At 39.2% G+C, this 17,481-nt stretch carries 17 protein-coding genes; 7 read left to right on the top strand and 10 right to left on the bottom strand.

Annotation, left to right across the window (positions count from 1 at the left end; genetic code table 11):
- Positions 1-54 precede the first annotated feature (54 nt).
- Both EV282_RS04705 and EV282_RS04695 read right to left on the bottom strand, forming a co-directional pair.
- On the bottom strand, positions 55-1,437 hold the full coding sequence (locus EV282_RS04705; RefSeq protein ID WP_130294196.1) for a class II fumarate hydratase: 1,383 nt from the start codon (positions 1,435-1,437) through the stop codon (positions 55-57).
- Positions 1,438-2,088: 651 nt separating this feature from the next.
- Entirely contained in the window at positions 2,089-2,241 is a 153-nt protein-coding gene (locus tag EV282_RS04695; protein WP_083207830.1) for a sporulation protein YjcZ, read from the bottom strand.
- Positions 2,242-2,464: 223 nt separating this feature from the next.
- On the opposite strand from EV282_RS04695, the gene EV282_RS04690 reads away from it, so the two are divergent.
- The 4 genes from EV282_RS04690 to EV282_RS04675 are packed head-to-tail and all read left to right on the top strand — an operon-like array spanning position 2,465 to position 6,959.
- On the top strand, positions 2,465-3,337 hold the full coding sequence (locus EV282_RS04690; RefSeq protein ID WP_130294194.1) for an alpha/beta fold hydrolase: 873 nt from the start codon (positions 2,465-2,467) through the stop codon (positions 3,335-3,337).
- A complete protein-coding gene (locus EV282_RS04685; protein ID WP_130294192.1) occupies positions 3,324-4,805 on the top strand; it encodes a spore germination protein in 1,482 nt (493 codons plus the stop codon). Before EV282_RS04690 ends, EV282_RS04685 begins: the two co-directional genes overlap by 14 nt.
- Complete coding sequence (locus EV282_RS04680) at positions 4,792-5,898, top strand: GerAB/ArcD/ProY family transporter (RefSeq protein ID WP_130294190.1); 1,107 nt, start codon at positions 4,792-4,794, stop codon at positions 5,896-5,898. The genes EV282_RS04685 and EV282_RS04680 overlap by 14 nt, the downstream gene beginning before the upstream one ends.
- Positions 5,895-6,959, top strand: coding sequence for a Ger(x)C family spore germination protein (locus EV282_RS04675; RefSeq protein ID WP_130294188.1), 1,065 nt, complete (start codon positions 5,895-5,897; stop codon positions 6,957-6,959). The genes EV282_RS04680 and EV282_RS04675 overlap by 4 nt, the downstream gene beginning before the upstream one ends.
- Positions 6,960-7,002: 43 nt before the next feature.
- Here EV282_RS04675 and EV282_RS04670 read toward each other — a convergent pair whose 3' ends face one another.
- From EV282_RS04670 to kynU, 4 genes are all read right to left on the bottom strand, one after another.
- Positions 7,003-8,130: a conserved virulence factor C family protein gene (locus EV282_RS04670; RefSeq protein WP_130294186.1), complete on the bottom strand. Its 1,128-nt coding sequence runs from the start codon at positions 8,128-8,130 to the stop codon at positions 7,003-7,005.
- A 7-nt stretch (positions 8,131-8,137) separates the two neighbouring features.
- The gene (locus EV282_RS04665; RefSeq protein WP_130294184.1) at positions 8,138-8,443 is read right to left on the bottom strand and encodes a hypothetical protein; all 306 of its coding nucleotides are present in this window, start codon (positions 8,441-8,443) and stop codon (positions 8,138-8,140) included.
- Positions 8,444-8,855: 412 nt separating this feature from the next.
- Complete coding sequence (gene kynB, locus EV282_RS04660) at positions 8,856-9,491, bottom strand: arylformamidase (RefSeq protein ID WP_130294182.1); 636 nt, start codon at positions 9,489-9,491, stop codon at positions 8,856-8,858.
- A gap of 14 nt (positions 9,492-9,505) precedes the next feature.
- Complete coding sequence (kynU, locus tag EV282_RS04655; RefSeq protein ID WP_130294180.1) at positions 9,506-10,777, bottom strand: kynureninase; 1,272 nt, start codon at positions 10,775-10,777, stop codon at positions 9,506-9,508.
- Between the two features lie 106 nt (positions 10,778-10,883).
- On the opposite strand from kynU, the gene EV282_RS04650 reads away from it, so the two are divergent.
- Positions 10,884-12,053 (top strand): CapA family protein, encoded by a 1,170-nt coding sequence (locus EV282_RS04650; protein WP_425590189.1) that lies wholly within the window; start codon positions 10,884-10,886, stop codon positions 12,051-12,053.
- A gap of 40 nt (positions 12,054-12,093) precedes the next feature.
- Here the strand turns inward: EV282_RS04650 and EV282_RS20135 are convergent, their stop codons facing one another.
- From EV282_RS20135 to EV282_RS04635, 4 genes are all read right to left on the bottom strand, one after another.
- A complete protein-coding gene (locus tag EV282_RS20135; RefSeq protein WP_165389359.1) occupies positions 12,094-12,243 on the bottom strand; it encodes a hypothetical protein in 150 nt (49 codons plus the stop codon).
- A 371-nt stretch (positions 12,244-12,614) separates the two neighbouring features.
- Entirely contained in the window at positions 12,615-13,934 is a 1,320-nt protein-coding gene (locus EV282_RS04645; protein WP_130294178.1) for a Na+/H+ antiporter family protein, read from the bottom strand.
- Positions 13,935-14,075: 141 nt separating this feature from the next.
- Positions 14,076-15,563: a leucyl aminopeptidase gene (locus tag EV282_RS04640; RefSeq protein WP_130294176.1), complete on the bottom strand. Its 1,488-nt coding sequence runs from the start codon at positions 15,561-15,563 to the stop codon at positions 14,076-14,078.
- A gap of 82 nt (positions 15,564-15,645) precedes the next feature.
- On the bottom strand, positions 15,646-16,023 hold the full coding sequence (locus EV282_RS04635; RefSeq protein ID WP_130294174.1) for a DUF309 domain-containing protein: 378 nt from the start codon (positions 16,021-16,023) through the stop codon (positions 15,646-15,648).
- Between the two features lie 113 nt (positions 16,024-16,136).
- Here EV282_RS04635 and EV282_RS04630 point away from each other — a divergent pair, with 113 nt between their 5' ends.
- Entirely contained in the window at positions 16,137-16,619 is a 483-nt protein-coding gene (locus EV282_RS04630; RefSeq protein ID WP_130294172.1) for a divergent PAP2 family protein, read from the top strand.
- 18 nt (positions 16,620-16,637) lie between these two features.
- Positions 16,638-17,471, top strand: coding sequence for a cobalamin-binding protein (locus tag EV282_RS04625; RefSeq protein ID WP_130294170.1), 834 nt, complete (start codon positions 16,638-16,640; stop codon positions 17,469-17,471).
- Positions 17,472-17,481: the final 10 nt, after the last annotated feature.

The following is a 17,481-nucleotide window of genomic DNA, read 5'->3' as shown; positions in this document are numbered from 1 at the left end:
GGAATCTGTACTATATTTGTCGAGAAAAACAATAAAAAGTTACAACAATTTTAATTAAATCATCGAGTTCGGATCTAAAATACGCTCCGCTTCTTCCGGTGTGAATAAATCTTTTTCAATTAAAAGGTCTTTCAACGTTTTCCCTGACTCAAAGCTTTCTTTTGCCAGTGCAGCTGCCTTTTCATATCCGATATGAGGATTCAATGCTGTTACCAGGGAAAGACTTTGGTCGAGCCACTCTTTAATTCTCTCTTTATTCGCGCTGATTCCCTTCAGGCATTTATCCGTAAATACATTCATCCCGTTGCTTATGATCGAAATAGATTGCAAAACATTATAACCGATTACAGGCATCATTGGATTGATTTCAAGCTGGCTGCCGATCGCTGCAGTCGTTACACAGGAGTCGTTACCAACAACCTGTGAACAAATCATATATAAATTCTCTAGAATGACCGGGTTTATCTTTCCTGGCATGATAGAAGAACCAGGCTGGACCGCCGGCAGTGTTATTTCTGCAAGTCCAGTTCTCGGTCCGCTGCTCAACAGACGCAAGTCGCTTGAGATCTTTATGAGATGAATCGCTAGTTCTCTTAAGTGGCCGCTAATACGGATCGCAGCATTTGTATTTTGCATGAACATATACGTGTTTTCGCTTTGTGTGAATGGCAGGTTCGTACGGTTCGCAATCTCCTTTATGGCAAGACCTGCATATTTCTCGTGGGCATTAATTCCGGTTCCTACTGCATTTCCGCCTAAACCAAGTTCGAATAAATACTTTTCAGCATCTTTTATAGCTTTTTTTACAGAATGAACAGCTCCTTTATATCCTTTAAATTCACTCCCCAACCTAATCGGCACCGCATCCTGCAAATGTGTACGACCTGCTTTGACAACAGGATGGAATTCTTTTACTTTTTCTTCCAAGACTTCAAGTAAATGATCTAAAGCAGGATACAGCGTTTCATATAGCTGACCCGCAATTGAAATATGTATAGCTGTTGGAATAGTGTCGTTTGTAGATTGTGACATATTTACATCATCGTTTGGATGGACGAGACTCCAATCACCTTTTTCTCCACCTAGAATCTCAGCCGCTCTTGAAGCGATTACCTCATTAACATTCATATTTTGTGAGGTGCCTGCACCTGCTTGGTATACATCCACAACAAATTGGTCGTTCCATCTGCCATTGATGATTTCTTCAGCAGCCTGAATAATACTGTCAGCTTTTTTAGTGTCTAAAACACCGCATTCTTTATTGGCAGCGGCAGCACTGGCTTTGATGATCGCTTGAGCTTTAATAAAAGAAAAAGGCAGTCTGAGACCGCTTATTGGAAAATTATTTACCGCTCTCTGAGTTTGAGCACCATAATAAACATCTTCAGGAACTTTCACTTCACCCAACGTGTCCTTGGCAATTCGATATTTGTCCACTTCGTTCACTCCTTTTTATAGCCTCTTATGACTTGTATTCCCATCAGCCGAATGTATGTAATCCTATTTTCAATTATTTGCTTTGTTTTCTCTTTGGGTATAACCTTCACGGTACGTGTTCTTATTTTTATTACACGTTCGCTCAGATTCTTTGAGTTTCGCTCAAAAACGCTGAGTTACGCTCAAACGCGCTCTCGTTTCGCTCAAAATCTTTCTTTTTCGCTCAAAGCACAAACTCCTTACGTGTTCAGCTGACTGTAATGACAAAAAAAATCCATAGAACAGAACAAAACCGCCATGAGAAAGGCGGTTTTACAATTGAGGCAATGCTATGACCACAGCAGGTTCTTTTTTAATAAACTTATGCTCTGTTTTATAGCCCGCTTTTTTTTGTTTCAAAAAGGTTCTCTTTGAAATTGGACGGGGCCTTGACCAGGAAAGGGAGTCAAGATTTTTCCAATTATCATGTGTAATAATTTCACTTTTGTAGTAATAACAGTTTCCGCTAGTATACTCTTCACAAATATAGCGAACTGTCTGACGACTGTGCATATCATCTCTCCATTTTTTACTTCATTATCCCCGCATAACGCTTCAATCATACTTTAAGCAAAAAAAGGCCTGAAGACCCTACCTCCAAGCCTTAATCTGTTAATCTCTGGTGTTCCACCACCACCAGCCACCAAATATCAAGATGAGAATAAACAAGATTATTATTACAGCCCAGATCCAACCGTAGCCATAGCCGCCATAACCGTAGCCACCTGCATACGGATAATAGTAAGGATAATATGGAAATGCCATCCTGCTACCTCCTTCATTTCTTTTCTTTATGCGTTCTTACTCCTTATTAAAATATGTACGAAGCAGGTAAAGAGGAATAGAGACAAACGCACAAATTTTGAAGGAAATGCAGGAAACACGCGATGAAACAACCTTTAAATTAAAGGAAATAATTACACCTTGTATCTTGTGTGGCTTTGGTAAAACTACGTATAAGATTTTTGCGGACGGAGGGTGAAAGTTCATGGCCGTAAATAAACAACATCCATTTGTTCCTGGATACCGGTTAAATGTAAACAATGTAGAAATCTATTACGAATACTTCAATCATGAAAGCCCTGATGCAAAAGTAATCGTTCTCGTTCATGGGTTTTTATCATCTACAATCAGTTTCAGAAAATTACTTCCTTATCTAACAAAAGAATATAAAGTGATTGCTCTTGATCTGCCTGGTTTCGGTCAGAGTGAAAAATCTACGAGTTTTATCTATAAGCTTAGTAATTATGGACAATTAATCATCGATTTTTTAGATAAGCTGAATATTCAAGATGTTATATTAATCGGCCATTCAATGGGCGGTCAAATTTGTATGCATGCTGCAAGAAAAGCGCCAGAACGGATTAAAAAGCTTATTCTTCTTGGCTGCTGTTCCTATGTAAAACGCGCTAGCCGTTCGTTGATCGCGTGCTCATATTTACCTTTGTTTACATGGGGGATGAAAAGCTGGATTCAAAAAAAAGATGTGAAACAAAACCTATTGGCCGTCTTGCATGATTCGAAATTAGTCACGCAAGAAATGATCGACGGATACAGCAAACCGATAAGTGAAGCAGCTTTTCCCCATTGTTTGATACGGCTTTTAAGGCACCGCGAGGGAGATATGAGTTCGGAGGAATTAAAAGAGATCACTCAGCCAGTATTGATGATCTGGGGTAAGGAAGACAAAGTTATCCCTTTGAAGACCGGTTATAGGCTTAAACACGATCTCCCAAACGCAGAACTCATTGTCTATGAAAAATGCGGCCATCTTGTAATGGAAGAAAAACCAGAAGAAATCACAAACGAAATTCTTCGTTTTATCGCCCAGCCAGAAGGGGCAAGCCATGAAATTCTTTAAAACAGGGAAATCGATAAAATCCAACCGCAGTACAGAGAAAAAAGAAAATAAACAGTTAGATAACAATATCCTATGGCAAGAAACTGGTATTTCGGACTGGGAATCTGGCTATATTGAGTCTTTGATCTCACAGGAACGTTTTAATAAAGAGGTGCTTCGTTTCTTACAAGACCATCAGAAGCTCTCAAGTAAAGAAATGTATGAGCAGCTTCCATTTGGAAATAAACATTGGGATGAGAGCCCTGATAATAAAACGATCAATGCTATGATTCTGCAGGGATGTGTTGCACTGAAGAAACGGTCATCTTCAGGGATGGTTTTCGTTCATGTCATGAAAGAACAGACTGTCAGAGCCATAAGTGTACCAGAAGTAGAATTTAGCGTGATCGGTCCAAAAGAAGCTTTTAATGAGGATTTAGAAACAAACTTGGTGCTGATTCAAAAAAGGCTGCCGACCTCTGCTTTACAGATTGAGCTCATCGAAATCGGCTTGCGCTCTAAAACGAAGGTGGCTGTTCTTTATTTAAAGGATATTGCGAACGAGCAAAATGTTAAGACATTGAAGGACCGGTTAGCTGGAATTGAATATGATCACATTTTGGACAGCTCATACTTGATTCAAATGATTGAAGACAATAAAATGTCGATCTTCCCGCAATTTATCGATACAGAAAGACCTGACAGAATTGTTGCATCTTTGATTGAAGGCAAAGTTGCATTCATAACACAAGGATCTCCCCATGGTGTTTATGGACCTGTCTCGATCTTAGAATTCTTTTCGGCATTTGATGACTACTTTGTATCGTGGCATATTGCTTCTCTATTCCGCTTAATGAGAATGTTTGCCGTATTCTTTTCCATTTTTGCAACACCTTTATATGTTTCCGTAATCACCTACCACCCTGAATTGATACCGGATGATCTATTATCAACGCTCACGACTTCAAGGACAGACATCCCTTTTCCACCTGTGCTGGAAGCTTTGTTCCTGGAATTAACTATTGAATTATTAAGAGAAGCTGGAGCTCGTTTACCTACGAAAGTAGGACAAACGATCGGTATCGTTGGAGGGATCGTTATAGGAACTGCATCTGTTGAAGCGGGCTTAACCAGTAACGTTCTTTTAATTATTGTCGCTTTATCAGCACTTGCTTCCTTTACAACACCTGTATATCGAATGAGCAATGCAATAAGGCTTCTTCGTTTTCCGATGATTATTCTTTCAGGCTTTTGGGGACTTCTAAGTTTAACACTGGGATTAATGATGATTATTTCACATTTGCTGGCTTTAACTTCTCTAGGAAGACCGTATCTTGCTCCTATTTATCCTCCCAGACTCTCTGATTGGAAGGATTCGTTTATAAGACTGCCATTTTTTATGCAAAAAGAAAGACCTAAACAATTAAAGGTCAAAGAAAAACGGAAAATGAGCTGGTGGAAAAAGAGGGATATTGATGAATTTGAATAAAAGTAAATTTCCGCCTCAAGTTCATGAAAACGCCAAAATTGCGCCACAACTCGTTTTCTTTTTAGTTATTGGGGCACAAATTGGCGTTGGGATCCTTGGTTTTGTTAGATATATAGCGAAGTTTGTTAATCAGGACAGCTGGCTTGTTGTTATAGCGGGAGGCTTAGGCATCCATCTTGTTATTTGGATGATGTTTTCTATTTTGAACAAGCATGGCGGAGATATCTTTAATATCCACCATCAATTCTTTGGAAAATGGCTGTCCATACCGTTGAGTTTATTGCTTTCCTTGTACTACCTGGCTACAGCGGTTGTAGTTCTCCGCACATTTATTGAAGCCGTACAAAACTGGATGTTTCCAGGTATACCAACGTGGACACTTTCTTTAATCTTTGCAGGTTTAGCATATTACATCGTATCAAAAGGATTTCGCGTTATTACAGGTATTGCGTTCTTCTGCTTTGTTTTAACCTTATGGATTATGTTTACTCACTACTTCCCAATAAAACATGGACATGTAATCAATCTAATGCCTTTTTTCGATCATGAGTTAGAAGATTTTTATCAGGCATTTAAAGTGATGGTTTTAAGTTTTATTGGCTTTGAATATTTACTCGCCTATTATCCTCATATTCAAGATTCAAAAAAGGCACAAAAATGGGCTCATTATGGTTCAGCATCGACCACGGTTATTTATATTATTACAACCATTTCCACACTGATGTATTTCAGCCCGAAGCAGTTGCAGGGATTAACCTGGCCGACCCTTCAGGAATGGAAGATCGTTACCTTCCCTTTTATCGAGCGGTTTGAATATATAGGGATATCATTTTTCGGTATTGTAATTCTCATCAACCTGGCATTAGCACTTTGGGCTTCTTGCCGCGGTTTAAACCGTGTGTTTGATATTAAGATCAGATTATCGGTAATTCCTGTTTCTCTAATTTTATTTCTTGCTCCTGCATTTTTCACAACCCGCTTTCAAGTAGATGAACTAAATAACTATACAGGAAAAATCGCATATTATTTGTTTTATGCCTATTTACCACTGCTTTTTGTAATTAGTATTTTTAAAAAAGGAGCAAAAAAATGAAGAAATTAATTCTCCTTTTTATGTGTTTCTTATTAAGTGGATGTGCAGAAAGAGAAGTTTTGGATGACATTACAATCGTAAGAACACTTGGATTTGATAAAGCATCAAAAGACAATGAAATAAAAGGTACAATCAATTATCCGATATTTATTAACGAACAAACTTTTAAAATGAAATATTTAACTGCCTCTGGAGAAACATCGAAAGAAATTAGAAACGAATTAAATGAAATGACAGCGAGACCTCTCTTTATAGGAAAATTAAATACGGTGTTATTTAGCGCAGAGCTTGCAAAACAAGGAATCATGGAAACATTGGATACGCTGCAAAGAGATCCTGGTGTAGGAAGAGCGATTTATCTGGGTATCACGAAACAAGATGCAGAGAGTGTTTTATCGGATGATTATAATTACACAAATTCTGATGGAAACTATTTTAGTAACTTGATCAAACAAAATGAAAACTTTTCTAATCTGCCGTATTTAAATTTTCATACGTTTTTATACGCATTTTTCGCAGATTGTATGGATCCTGTTATGCCGTACTTATCAAAAAAGGATGATGCAGTAAAAATTATAGGGCTTGCACTTTTTAAGGATGATAAAATGGTTGGATCAATAGATGAACATCAAATCCTGATATTTAAGACTTTGTTTCAAAATTTTAACGAGGGAAGTTTTCAGTTTTCGACCAAAGGATATAAAGGCAATCTTGAAATTTTAAAAAGTAAAATGCATTTTGAAATCATTCAGAAGCCTCATAAGAAGGTCATGATCATCGTAGATGTAAAAGGCCGTCTAACCGAATATACAAAGGTTAATGCGGGTGATCCAAGAGTAGTAAAAGGGATTGAAAAAAACATAAAAAAAGAACTCGAACATCATGCTTTAGAGTTAACCCGTAAATTTCAAAAGTTAAATATAGATCCGCTAGGTATTGGGGAGCATGTCCGCTCTCAAACGAAGGGATTTAATCTTCAAAAATATCGGGATCAGTATAAAGATATGGATATTAATGTTGTATATAACCTGAAGATTACCGAATCGGGTATATCCCAATAAGTAGTAAGCCCGCTGAAATTCAGCGGGCTTACTTTATAGCATTTTATTGTTCCCGGCTCTTTGTCATCTGCTGCCAAACCGTTCCTGCCGCTTCTTCACCGCTTTGAATCCGTTCTAAAGCTATTTTCACCTGTAGAGAGACTTCAAATTCCGGATCATCCTGTGCGGCTTTTAATGCCGGAACTGCTGTCTCATCACCTACTTCAAAAAGAAAACGTGCTGCACGCCATCTAACTAATTTGTTTTTATCAGATAATGCATCACACATGACTGGAATCGCTTTTGGGTTACCCAGATCAGACAATGCATCACCTGCTGTGCGTCTTACAGACACATTTTTGTCCTGCAAAGCAAGATATAGTAGTGGAAGGACAGCTTCATCTTCAATCATTCCTAAATAAACAACTGCTAAACGTCTGATAGATGGCTTTTCATCCTTTAATGCTTGTTTTAAAACCATTACATCATCAAGTGTCGGATTCATTCTTTCAAGTGCGGCATACCGGGTCTGCCAGTCACTGTCACGAAGTTTCTCAGCAACTTCGGTGGTGGAAACTTCCTCTTCCTCCACGTCTTTGCCCTCATTTGAGCTATAAGCCTGTTCTACTAATTGATCAAGCCGTTCTTGAGGATAAACGGCTGAAAGTTCTTCTGCTACTTCATTCCCTACTTGCTCAAAAGTTCCATAACGAACACCTTGCTCTTCCCATTGTCTCTCCATTACAAGATTATCTGAAGAATCCTGTGCCTTAAGTGCTGCTTTTGCAAATCGCTCTGGCAGTCCAACGCGTTTTTCTTCTTTTTCTGTTTTAAGCTTTATCTGCATCGGCAGTCCGCGGAACATTTGAATAAGAACTGTAATCTCGGTAATTTCTTCTTCCTTTTCCTCACTTTGTTCTTCTGCCGTTTCTTCTTCCTGTCCAAATACTTTTCTTACTCCCGCTAAAATATCTTCCCACTTCGAACGGGGATTCCTATCCAGCGCCATAAAATCCGCAACATGATAGATGCTTTTTACCCCTTCTACTTTCAAGATTTCCTGGATAAATTCTGGAGCGTTCTGAGCATTGTCTTTCGTGTAATTGTGGCGCTCTGTTCCTGGAAGTGTTTCATCTAGATTTATTTTCATGGAGTTCGGGCTCGGAGTTGGTTCAATTCCTGTGATCTTCAATTATCATTCACTCTCCTTTAATTAATTGTTTTTCGTTTATTCGTTTTAAATAGCTTGTAATCTGCTCTTTTTCTTTATCCGTAAACTTGTACTCACAATCCACGCCTTCATCATGTGCGATGATCTCCTGGAGTTCACCGTCTTTATCATATACGGCAAGTGCACTTGGATCGTTTAATCCTTCAGGTAGAATTTCCACATTTTCAATCTCGAAGGATATATATACATTCAACCACGGGCCGACCTGGTTTATTTCATAGCCAGTGAAGTTGAGTTTTCCTTCAAAGTAATTTGTAAAACCATATTTAAACATCGTTTTCCTCCAATAAGCATCTCTTTCCTATTATAAGGAACAACCATCTAAATCTCAAAAAATGCTGTTTAACGAAAAAAAACAAACACATATAGATGTGCTTGTTTTTTAAAGAAGGATTGCTTTTGGCTCAAACTTGTTGCATTTTGAAAGTGGTTGATTTCCGTTCCAGGTGCTCGCTTTCCGCGGGGCGTGCGGTGAGCCCCCTAGGCTATTTAAGCTTTCGGTGTCCCACTTCCAAGGAAGGATTTGTGCTCCTGCGTCCACAAGGTAATCCTCTCGAAGCGAGCTTCCACGTCGCATGCCTTGCGAGGAGAATACGCATGTAGCAGGTACGCTGATCCCGCAGGAGTCTTACACCTTGCACTCCAATCAACTTGTCAATGAAGAGAATGAATAAAGTGAACCAAAATCAACAATCTTTTTGAGAGATTTCTTTGAGAATAGCGCGTACAGGACTGCCATCTGCATCTTGTAACGGAAGAGGCAGCGCGATCAGTTCATATTCTCCTTCTGGAACGTCATCAAGTACAAGCCCTTCTAAGATATGAATGTTGTGCTGATGGAGCGCATGGTGTGCGTGAAGTTCCTTGCTGTCGAGCGGATCTACTGACGGCATGTCCACTCCAATCAAACCTACTCCTTGCTTTTTTAAAAATGGAACCAATTCTGGAGATATAGGTACGATTTTTTCTGGGAAATTAGTACGATCACTCCAACAGCTCGTCTTGAAAATTACACGTTTTGTACCTTCTTTAAGTTTCCCCGCTAAACTTTCAGCTGTTATCTCCGAACTACCTGTAACATCGATCACCAAAGCGGTACCTGTGTATAGATCAAGAGGCAGATCAATAACTCTTTTCCCTTCTTGATTAAAATGAAAAGGAGCATCAATATGTGTGCCAGTATGAGTACTCATCTCAAGTCTGCCAACGTTAACAGAACCCGATTGTGCCTTCGTCCAAGCCAGGTCAAATGCATAAGGAGTGTCTCCTGGCCAGCCGGGAACACCGTTATATAGCGGCATAGAAATATCAAATATCTTCACTCTTCTGATCTCCCTTATGCAATGACTTCGCGTTTATTTTCATATTTCTCATATTCACGCGTGTTCATTATTTTAGCTAGAATGTGAACAGCATCATAAACATCACGGAACGAATTGTAAAGAGCTACAGGAGCTAGACGAATCACATTAGGAGCACGGAAGTCAGGCACGATACCGTTATCTTTTAACGCTTTACAGATTCTTGCCGCATCGTTATGCATTAATGCTACATGTCCACCTCGTCTTGCATCCTCTAATGGATTTACAATTTTAAATACACCTTTCAGCTCTTGATCTAAAAGATCCATTAATAACGTTGTCAGTTTCAATGATTTACTTCTGATTCTGTCAATCTTCGCTTCTTCGAAAATAGAAAGCGAACCGATTAATGGGGCAGTACTGAGCATATGCGGCGTACCAATTTGAAATCCTCCAGCAGATTCTTCAGAGTCAAAAGTATGATCCATATCAAACTGCGATTCTTTTTTACTTCCGAACCAACCGGAGAGCCCAGGTGTTTTTGTGAAATGCTTTTTGTTTACATAAATACCGCCTACTCCTCCAGGTCCTGCATTTACATATTTGTAGTTGCACCATAAAGCGAAATCAACGCCCCATTTGGATAGTTCATGAGGAATTGCACCAATGGAATGACATAAGTCAAATCCGATCGGGATATTTCGTTTGTGCGCCTCTTTTGTCAATCTTTCCATATCAAGCAGCTGACCACTGCGGTATAGAACGGAAGGCAGCACGATGAGCGCAATGTCATCTGTCATCGCATCAATGATATCCTGCTCATCTAAAGTCATACCGTTTTTGCTCTTGACTTGGACAAGTTCTGTGTCAGGATTAAGCCCTTTGAGCTTCATCTGGCTTTGAAGGGCATATATATCTGACGGAAATGTCAGTTCATCTGCTAAAATCTTCGTCTTGCCTGCTTTTGGCTCGAAAAATGTAGCAGCCAGCTGATGCAGGTTTACCGTCGTTGATCCAGTAACGATCACTTCGTTCGCTTCTGCACCAACTAATACTGCCAACTTTTCAGCTAGCTGTTCACTCAGTGTGAACCAAGGGTATTTACCACCCATCCAGCCGTCGATCCCATGCTCTTTCCAATCGTTAAGCACATCAAATAAAGACTGTTCAGCACGCCTTGATAATAACCCTAATGAATTTCCATCTAAGTATATTGAATCATTTTTTACGTAAAACTCATTTTTAAAAGAAGACAGGTCATCATTCTGATCTAAAAGTTCTACTGTTTCCGTTGTAATTTGGGTCATCTTGTTAATTCCTCCTGCGACTAGTACTTGTAACCGTTTTCAACTCAAGGTAAAAAGACATATACTTTTCCCCTCTTCTTCCATTATGATAGAGCCAAGGGGGGTGTTGCCAGTGAAACGTTATTTGTGGTTTTCAGGAATAATTTCCGTTTTCTTTATTACAATTGCACTCTTATATATGTATAATAACGCAGATTTACAGGCGATAGAAGAGAAAAAGGCACCCAGACAAGAAAATACAGCCGTGCCAAAAAAGAAAGAGCTTGAACCTGCAGTTGAAAAACCCATCGAAAAAACGACAAGCCTTACACTTGCCGCTGTAGGTGATATTTTAATTCATGACACCGTTTATAATAAGGCTAAACAGCAATCAGGTGCATATAATTTCAACCCAAACTTCTTGCCTGTGAAATCCTATCTGACACAGCCAGATATAACAATGGCTAACCAAGAGACAATGATTGGCGGTACACAATTTGGTCTATCTTCTTATCCATCTTTTAACTCCCCTTACGAAGTTGGTGATGCATTAAAAGAAAATGGTGTTGATCTTGTTACACTAGCGAACAATCATACGCTTGACCGAGGGGAAAAAATTATTCTAAGCGCATTAAATTATTGGAATGAAATTGATGTGATGTATACAGGAGCTTATTTTTCTCAGGACGATCAGCAGAATATCAGGCTAATGAAAAAGAACGATATCACCGTTTCCTTTTTAAGCTATACATATGGTACGAACGGAATACCTGTTCCAGCCGGAAAAGATCATCTAGTGAATTTAATTGAAGCCGAAAAAATTAAAAATGACATACAAAAAGCTAAAGACTTGTCAGATGTATCTGTTGTGTCATTGCATTTTGGCAATGAATACGAAAGGTTACCGAATGATTTCCAAAAGGAAATTGTTAAAGTGGTAACAGAGGCTGGCGGTGACATTATTATCGGACATCATCCACACGTCCTTCAGCCCGTAAAATGGGAAACAGCAAGTGACGGCTCAAAAACATTTGTAGCTTATTCATTAGGAAATTTCCTTTCTGGTCAAAGAAGGAACTATAAAGATATAGGCGGCATCGTTCAACTCACCGTAACGAAACATGTAAAAGGAGAAGAAACAACAATCAGTCTTGTGGAACCTAAATTCCTTCCGACATATGTGGATCGTTCTTTCGTTATCCATCCCATGAAAGACCTGCCTGAAATGAAAAAATCATATGACGAGATCAAATCACACATGAAACAATGGGTACCCGAACTGAATTTCTTTGAATAAGATAAAAAAGCTGGCTCTGTAGAGAGCCAGCTTTTGCTTATTATTTTCCTTTAGACCGCGGACTTTGTGTATCTCTTTTTGGAAGTTCGTCTGCAAAAGATTCATTTGAAAATTCTACGTTTGCCATACTTTCTGTCGGTGTCTGATTGTTTTTTGCCGCTGCATCTAAAGCATGTTTTCTTTTCGCCATAGTAACATCCCTCCTTATAAATAGGATGTGTACTTTTGAAAAAAATAAAGGCTGTTTTCGAAATCATTGTTGCTTTTGAAAGTGGTTGATTTCCGCTCCAGGATGTTCGTCCTCCAGGAAGGGGAAGGTGAGCCTCCTGCCACTTTGCGCCATTAGGAGTCTCATGAAAGCATATGTGCTCCTGCGTCTAAAAGCTATTCTCAACGAAGCCAGATTCCTCGTCGCATACCTTGCGAGAAGAATATTCATGTAGTTGGCACGCTCCTATCAACTTGTAAATGATGAATTACAACATGTTAAAAGTAACAGCCTTTTTGAAATAAACCCAAATCTAAATAAAAGACAGACTCAAAATGAGCCTGTCTTTTAACTTATAACACCATCGCCGCGATGAAACCAAATGCGATCAATGGCAAGTTGTAATGTAGGAAAGTTGGAACACACGTATCCCAAATGTGATTATGCTGATTATCAACATTCAAACCAGATGTTGGTCCGAGCGTACTGTCTGATGCCGGTGAACCTGCATCTCCTAATGCTGCAGCTGTTCCAATCAATGCGATGGTTGCCATAACACTAAGACCTAATTCGCCTGCTAGCGGAACGAAGATCGTTGTAATGATAGGAATCGTTGAGAACGAAGAACCAATTCCCATTGTCACAAGCAGACCGATCACTAACATAAGCAACACTCCAAGTGCTGTAGAGTTGCCAATAAATGCAGCACTGTCTTTAACCAATGTTTCAACTTCACCGGTCTCACGCATAACCGCGGCAAAACCAGCTGCAGAAATCATAACGAATCCGATGTATGACATCATCTTCATGCCTTCTGTTAGAACCGCATCTGACGATTTTAATTTTAATTGACCGCTAAAGTAAAGCAGCACAATACCTGAAAGAGCACCGAAGATCATGGAATCAGTTTTCAACTGAACGAAAAGAGTTGCAGCTATTGCTAGAACTGCTGTTATGATTGATCTTTTTGTGTAAACTGCTCCTTCTGAATCGGAAGAGCCTACACCTTTATTATCATAGCTGCGAGGCTTTCTATACGTAATGAAAACTGCGATCAATAGTCCAACAATCATACCTAGTGAAGGAATGGTCATCGCTGTTGGAATTTGATCCATTTTTACTGTTAGTCCGCTATCCTTCATATTTGTCTGGAGAATCTCATGAAAAATGCCTCCAAATCCAACTGGGAACCACATATATGGCGTTATTAAACCGAATGTGATAACTGTAGCCACCAGACGTCTGTCTAGCTGAAGTTCATTCAAAACATGCAGAAGCGGCGGAATAAATATTGGAATAATGGCAATATGAACTGGAATCAAATTCTGAGAAAAAGATGAAATCATTAAAATGACAAAAAGGATAAGAACTTTAGATAGAGATTTTTTTCTTGCTTCTCCTTCTTTCCCAACTAACAAGATGGCTTTGTTAACCATCAAAGCCGGAAGTCCCGTTCGTGACAGAGCCACAGCAAAACTTCCTAATAATGCATAACTTAGTGCAATAACTGCATTGGATCCTAATCCTTCAGTAAATACGGTTATCGTTTCTGTAAGTCCCATTCCGGCGATAAAACCGCCCGTAAGAGCACCTATTAGTAAAGCAACAACTACATGTATACGTAAAAGGCTTAGTACCAGCATAACTGCAACCGCTAATACCACAGCATTCATTTTTATTTCCTCCTTGAAGCTTTATTGCTTTATTTCGCTAAATCACTAATTTGTTAAACCTTTAACAAATTAACATGTTTGTGTGCCTCTGTCAATCAAAAAAGGAAGCTAAATCTTGTAAGATTCAGCTTCCTTTTTGTTTTATGCTTTAAAGTTTCTGACAAATGTCGTCAAAGTACGGACCATTACCCCTGTCGCGCCTTTTGGACCAAGTTCCGATGCTTTTGATGAATATGCTGTTCCTGCGATATCCAAATGAACCCAAGGCGTTTTTTCTGCAAATTCTCCTACAAATAATCCGCCAGTAATCGCATGACCCAGTCTTCCCGTAGCGTTATTAAGATCAGCGACATCACTTGTTTTCAGCATATCTTTAAATGGCTGGAAACTAGGAAGCAGCCATAGAAGTTCTGCTTCATCTGCAGCTGATTGTTTAATATGCTCATAGAAGTTTTCATCATTCGTTAAAGCACCTGTTGTACAATCTCCGAGAGCTACCAATACGCCCCCTGTTAACGTTGCAACGTCTACGATGAATTCCGCCCCTTGTTCTTTTGCGTATGTAATGGCATCACCAAGAATAAGGCGTCCTTCAGCGTCAGTGTTACGTACTTCGATTGTTTTTCCGCTTAATGAGGTTATAACGTCACCTGGCTTCATAGCAGAGCCATTTACAAGGTTTTCTGAAGATGGAATAACAAACATTACATTTATCTCAGGCTTCAATCGGCCAATAGCTTCCATGGCACCAAGCACAGCAGCACTTCCACCCATGTCGCTTTTCATCTCATGCATGTTTAATGCTGGTTTGATCGAGTATCCGCCGGCATCAAATGTTAAGCCCTTACCAACTAATGCAACCACAGAATCCCAAGTTTTTCGTCCTTGGTATTTTACTGTAATCAACTTTGGCGGCTGATCGGATCCTTGACTTACGGCAAGAATACCTCCCATACCCAGCTTTTCCATATCTTCTTTTTCTAAGATTTCGTACTCCATACCGTATTCCAGTGCCACGTCGATGGCTTCAGCAGCAAGATCAGTCGGAGTCAGCAAGTTAGCTGGCGTGTTCACTAGATCTCGTGCCAGATTAATACCCTTCGCATATGCATATCCACTGTTTAATCCAGCTTCAGCTTCACTATTTTCCGTATAAACTGTCACTTTCTCCAGCCTTTTTTGAGGTTCATTGGATTTCTTTTTATAATTCTCAAATTGGTAAGCCGAAGTCCCCACCGCTTCACTAAAAGCATGTGCAAGCTTTTCCATTGATACTTGATCACTTTCAAAAGTATCTAAAAGGATTGAAAAATGAGTTCTTTTCTCTTTTGAAATTTCTTGAACGGCTCTTCCAAATGTATTTCTCACTCGATCATACGTAAGCTCTTCTCGTTTTCCTAAACCAGCAAAATAAATGCGTTTTGTACCAATCTGATTCAGCGTATTTAATTTTTTTATGCTTTTAACTTTATTCGAAAGATCTCCGTCCTTAATGAGCTCGGTAATATGACCTTGAAGCTGTTCATCTATATTTGCCATTACTCCTGAAAGTTTAGGCTCTTGAAATAAACCGACCAGTAGGACTTCTTCTTGTTCTTTAGCATTCCATTGATGTTTTATCGTAAACACGTTAAAGTTCCCCCTTGTACATATTCTTATTTACTTAACTCATTATACTCTTTCTTTTAGAATATTTCGAATTCATCTTGTTTTATTCTTCTAAATTTATATAGTATGTCGGCAACTCAGGCAAAGTGTGTGATGCTGAGAATGGGACTCTATCAATATGTGGAGGCATTAATTCTAGACACTGTTCGATAAAATAAAGAACAGGCTCTAAATCTAAGTTCCAGAAATGAGGTTTGTAAGGTGTCAGATAGATTTTTGCGGCTTTCATCATCTCACATGCACCTTTTACATTGCCATACTCATAATGATATAAGGCAACGGTCATCTGCAGGAGTCCCTTGATGAACAAGTTGCTGCGGTCTGTAAGCCAGATCGCCTCTAATAAATCATGCCCTGTATAATAGTCACCTTCATTAAATACTACAAAAAACTCATAATACTCTTGAGGAAAAAAGTCCATCTCAAAAACCCCTTCCATAATTCATGTTACCAGAGATTGAACACCATTCAAATCGGGTAACAACTATCTAAAATAGCCATACTATAAACCACCACAATGAGAGGGAGCCATCTATGTCTGATTTATTCTTTAACTTTCCATTAATCGCAGCATTATTAGGTGTTTTTTCTGCACAATTCTTAAAAATCCCTATCCACTACTTCCAAACAAGAAAAATCAAATGGGATCTATTTATAAGTACCGGGGGAATGCCGAGTTCACACTCAGCTTCAGTGACATCTCTGGCGACTGCAGTTGGTGCCATGCATGGTCTAGGTTCTACTCTTTTTGCAATTGCAGCAATGTTTGCCATTATTGTAATGTATGATGCAAAAGGTATTCGATGGCATGCAGGAGAACAAGCCGCTGTATTGAATGATTTAGTAGAAGAATTCAGAGATCACGTTCAGAAATCAAATAAACAATTTGAGCAAAAGGATGTTGAAGAGCAAAGAAAAGAATTGAAAGAGCTTTTAGGACACAGTCCTAAAGAAGTATTCTTTGGCGGTCTGCTCGGAATAACACAAACATTGATTCTATCGTGGCTCTTTTTGTAAAAAAGGAGGTACTTTGTCTTGAAACTGATCTCAATCTGCCCCAGCAATACAGAGCTTCTTCATTTTTTAGGAGCCACTCCTGATCTGATTGGAATCGACGACTTTTCGGACTGGCCATCAGAGGTGGAGAAGTTGCCCCGATTAGGTCCAGACTTATCGATAGATATGAACAAACTTGAGGCGTTAGAGCCAGATTTAGTTTTAGCAAGTCTAAGTGTGCCCGGAATGGAGAAAAACATAGAAGAGTTGAACAAGCGAAACATCCCGCATGTCATTTACGATCCACAGTCTCTAACAGATATTCAAGATGATCTACTGGATTTAGGAAAGAGGCTGAACAGAACGGAAGAGGCTCATCACATAGTTAAATGGATGAAAAATGAAATAGAAGAATATAAGAGAATTGGCGACTCTCTCCTTCACCGTAAAAGAATCTATTTCGAATGGTGGCCTAAACCTGTTTTCACACCTGGAAAGATAAATTGGCTAACGGAGATCTCACGTCTTGCAGGCAGTATGAATGTTTTTGAAGATGTAGAACTCGCCAGCATACAAACAACATGGGAAGATGTTGTTGATCGGAAACCTGATATTATCGGAATGGTTTGGGTTGGCGTAAAGACGGATAAAATGAATCCTTCTCATATAAAAAAGAGAGAAGGCTGGGATAATTTAAACGCTCACCATACTGAGATTGTAAAGCTTGAGGAATCATTATTTTGCCGTCCTTCACCGCGTTTAATCTTCGGTCTAAAAAGACTTGCTGCGCTTATTCATCCTGATGATTATCCTGCTTTTTTACCTGATGATGAAGAAATATATATGAAAGAGCTTCAAGTTATCATGAGATGACCTGAAGCTC

The organism is Fictibacillus sp. BK138, from assembly GCF_004216955.1.
GTDB lineage: Bacteria > Bacillota > Bacilli > Bacillales > Fictibacillaceae > Fictibacillus.
This window is presented reverse-complemented; position numbering and strand designations above follow the sequence as displayed.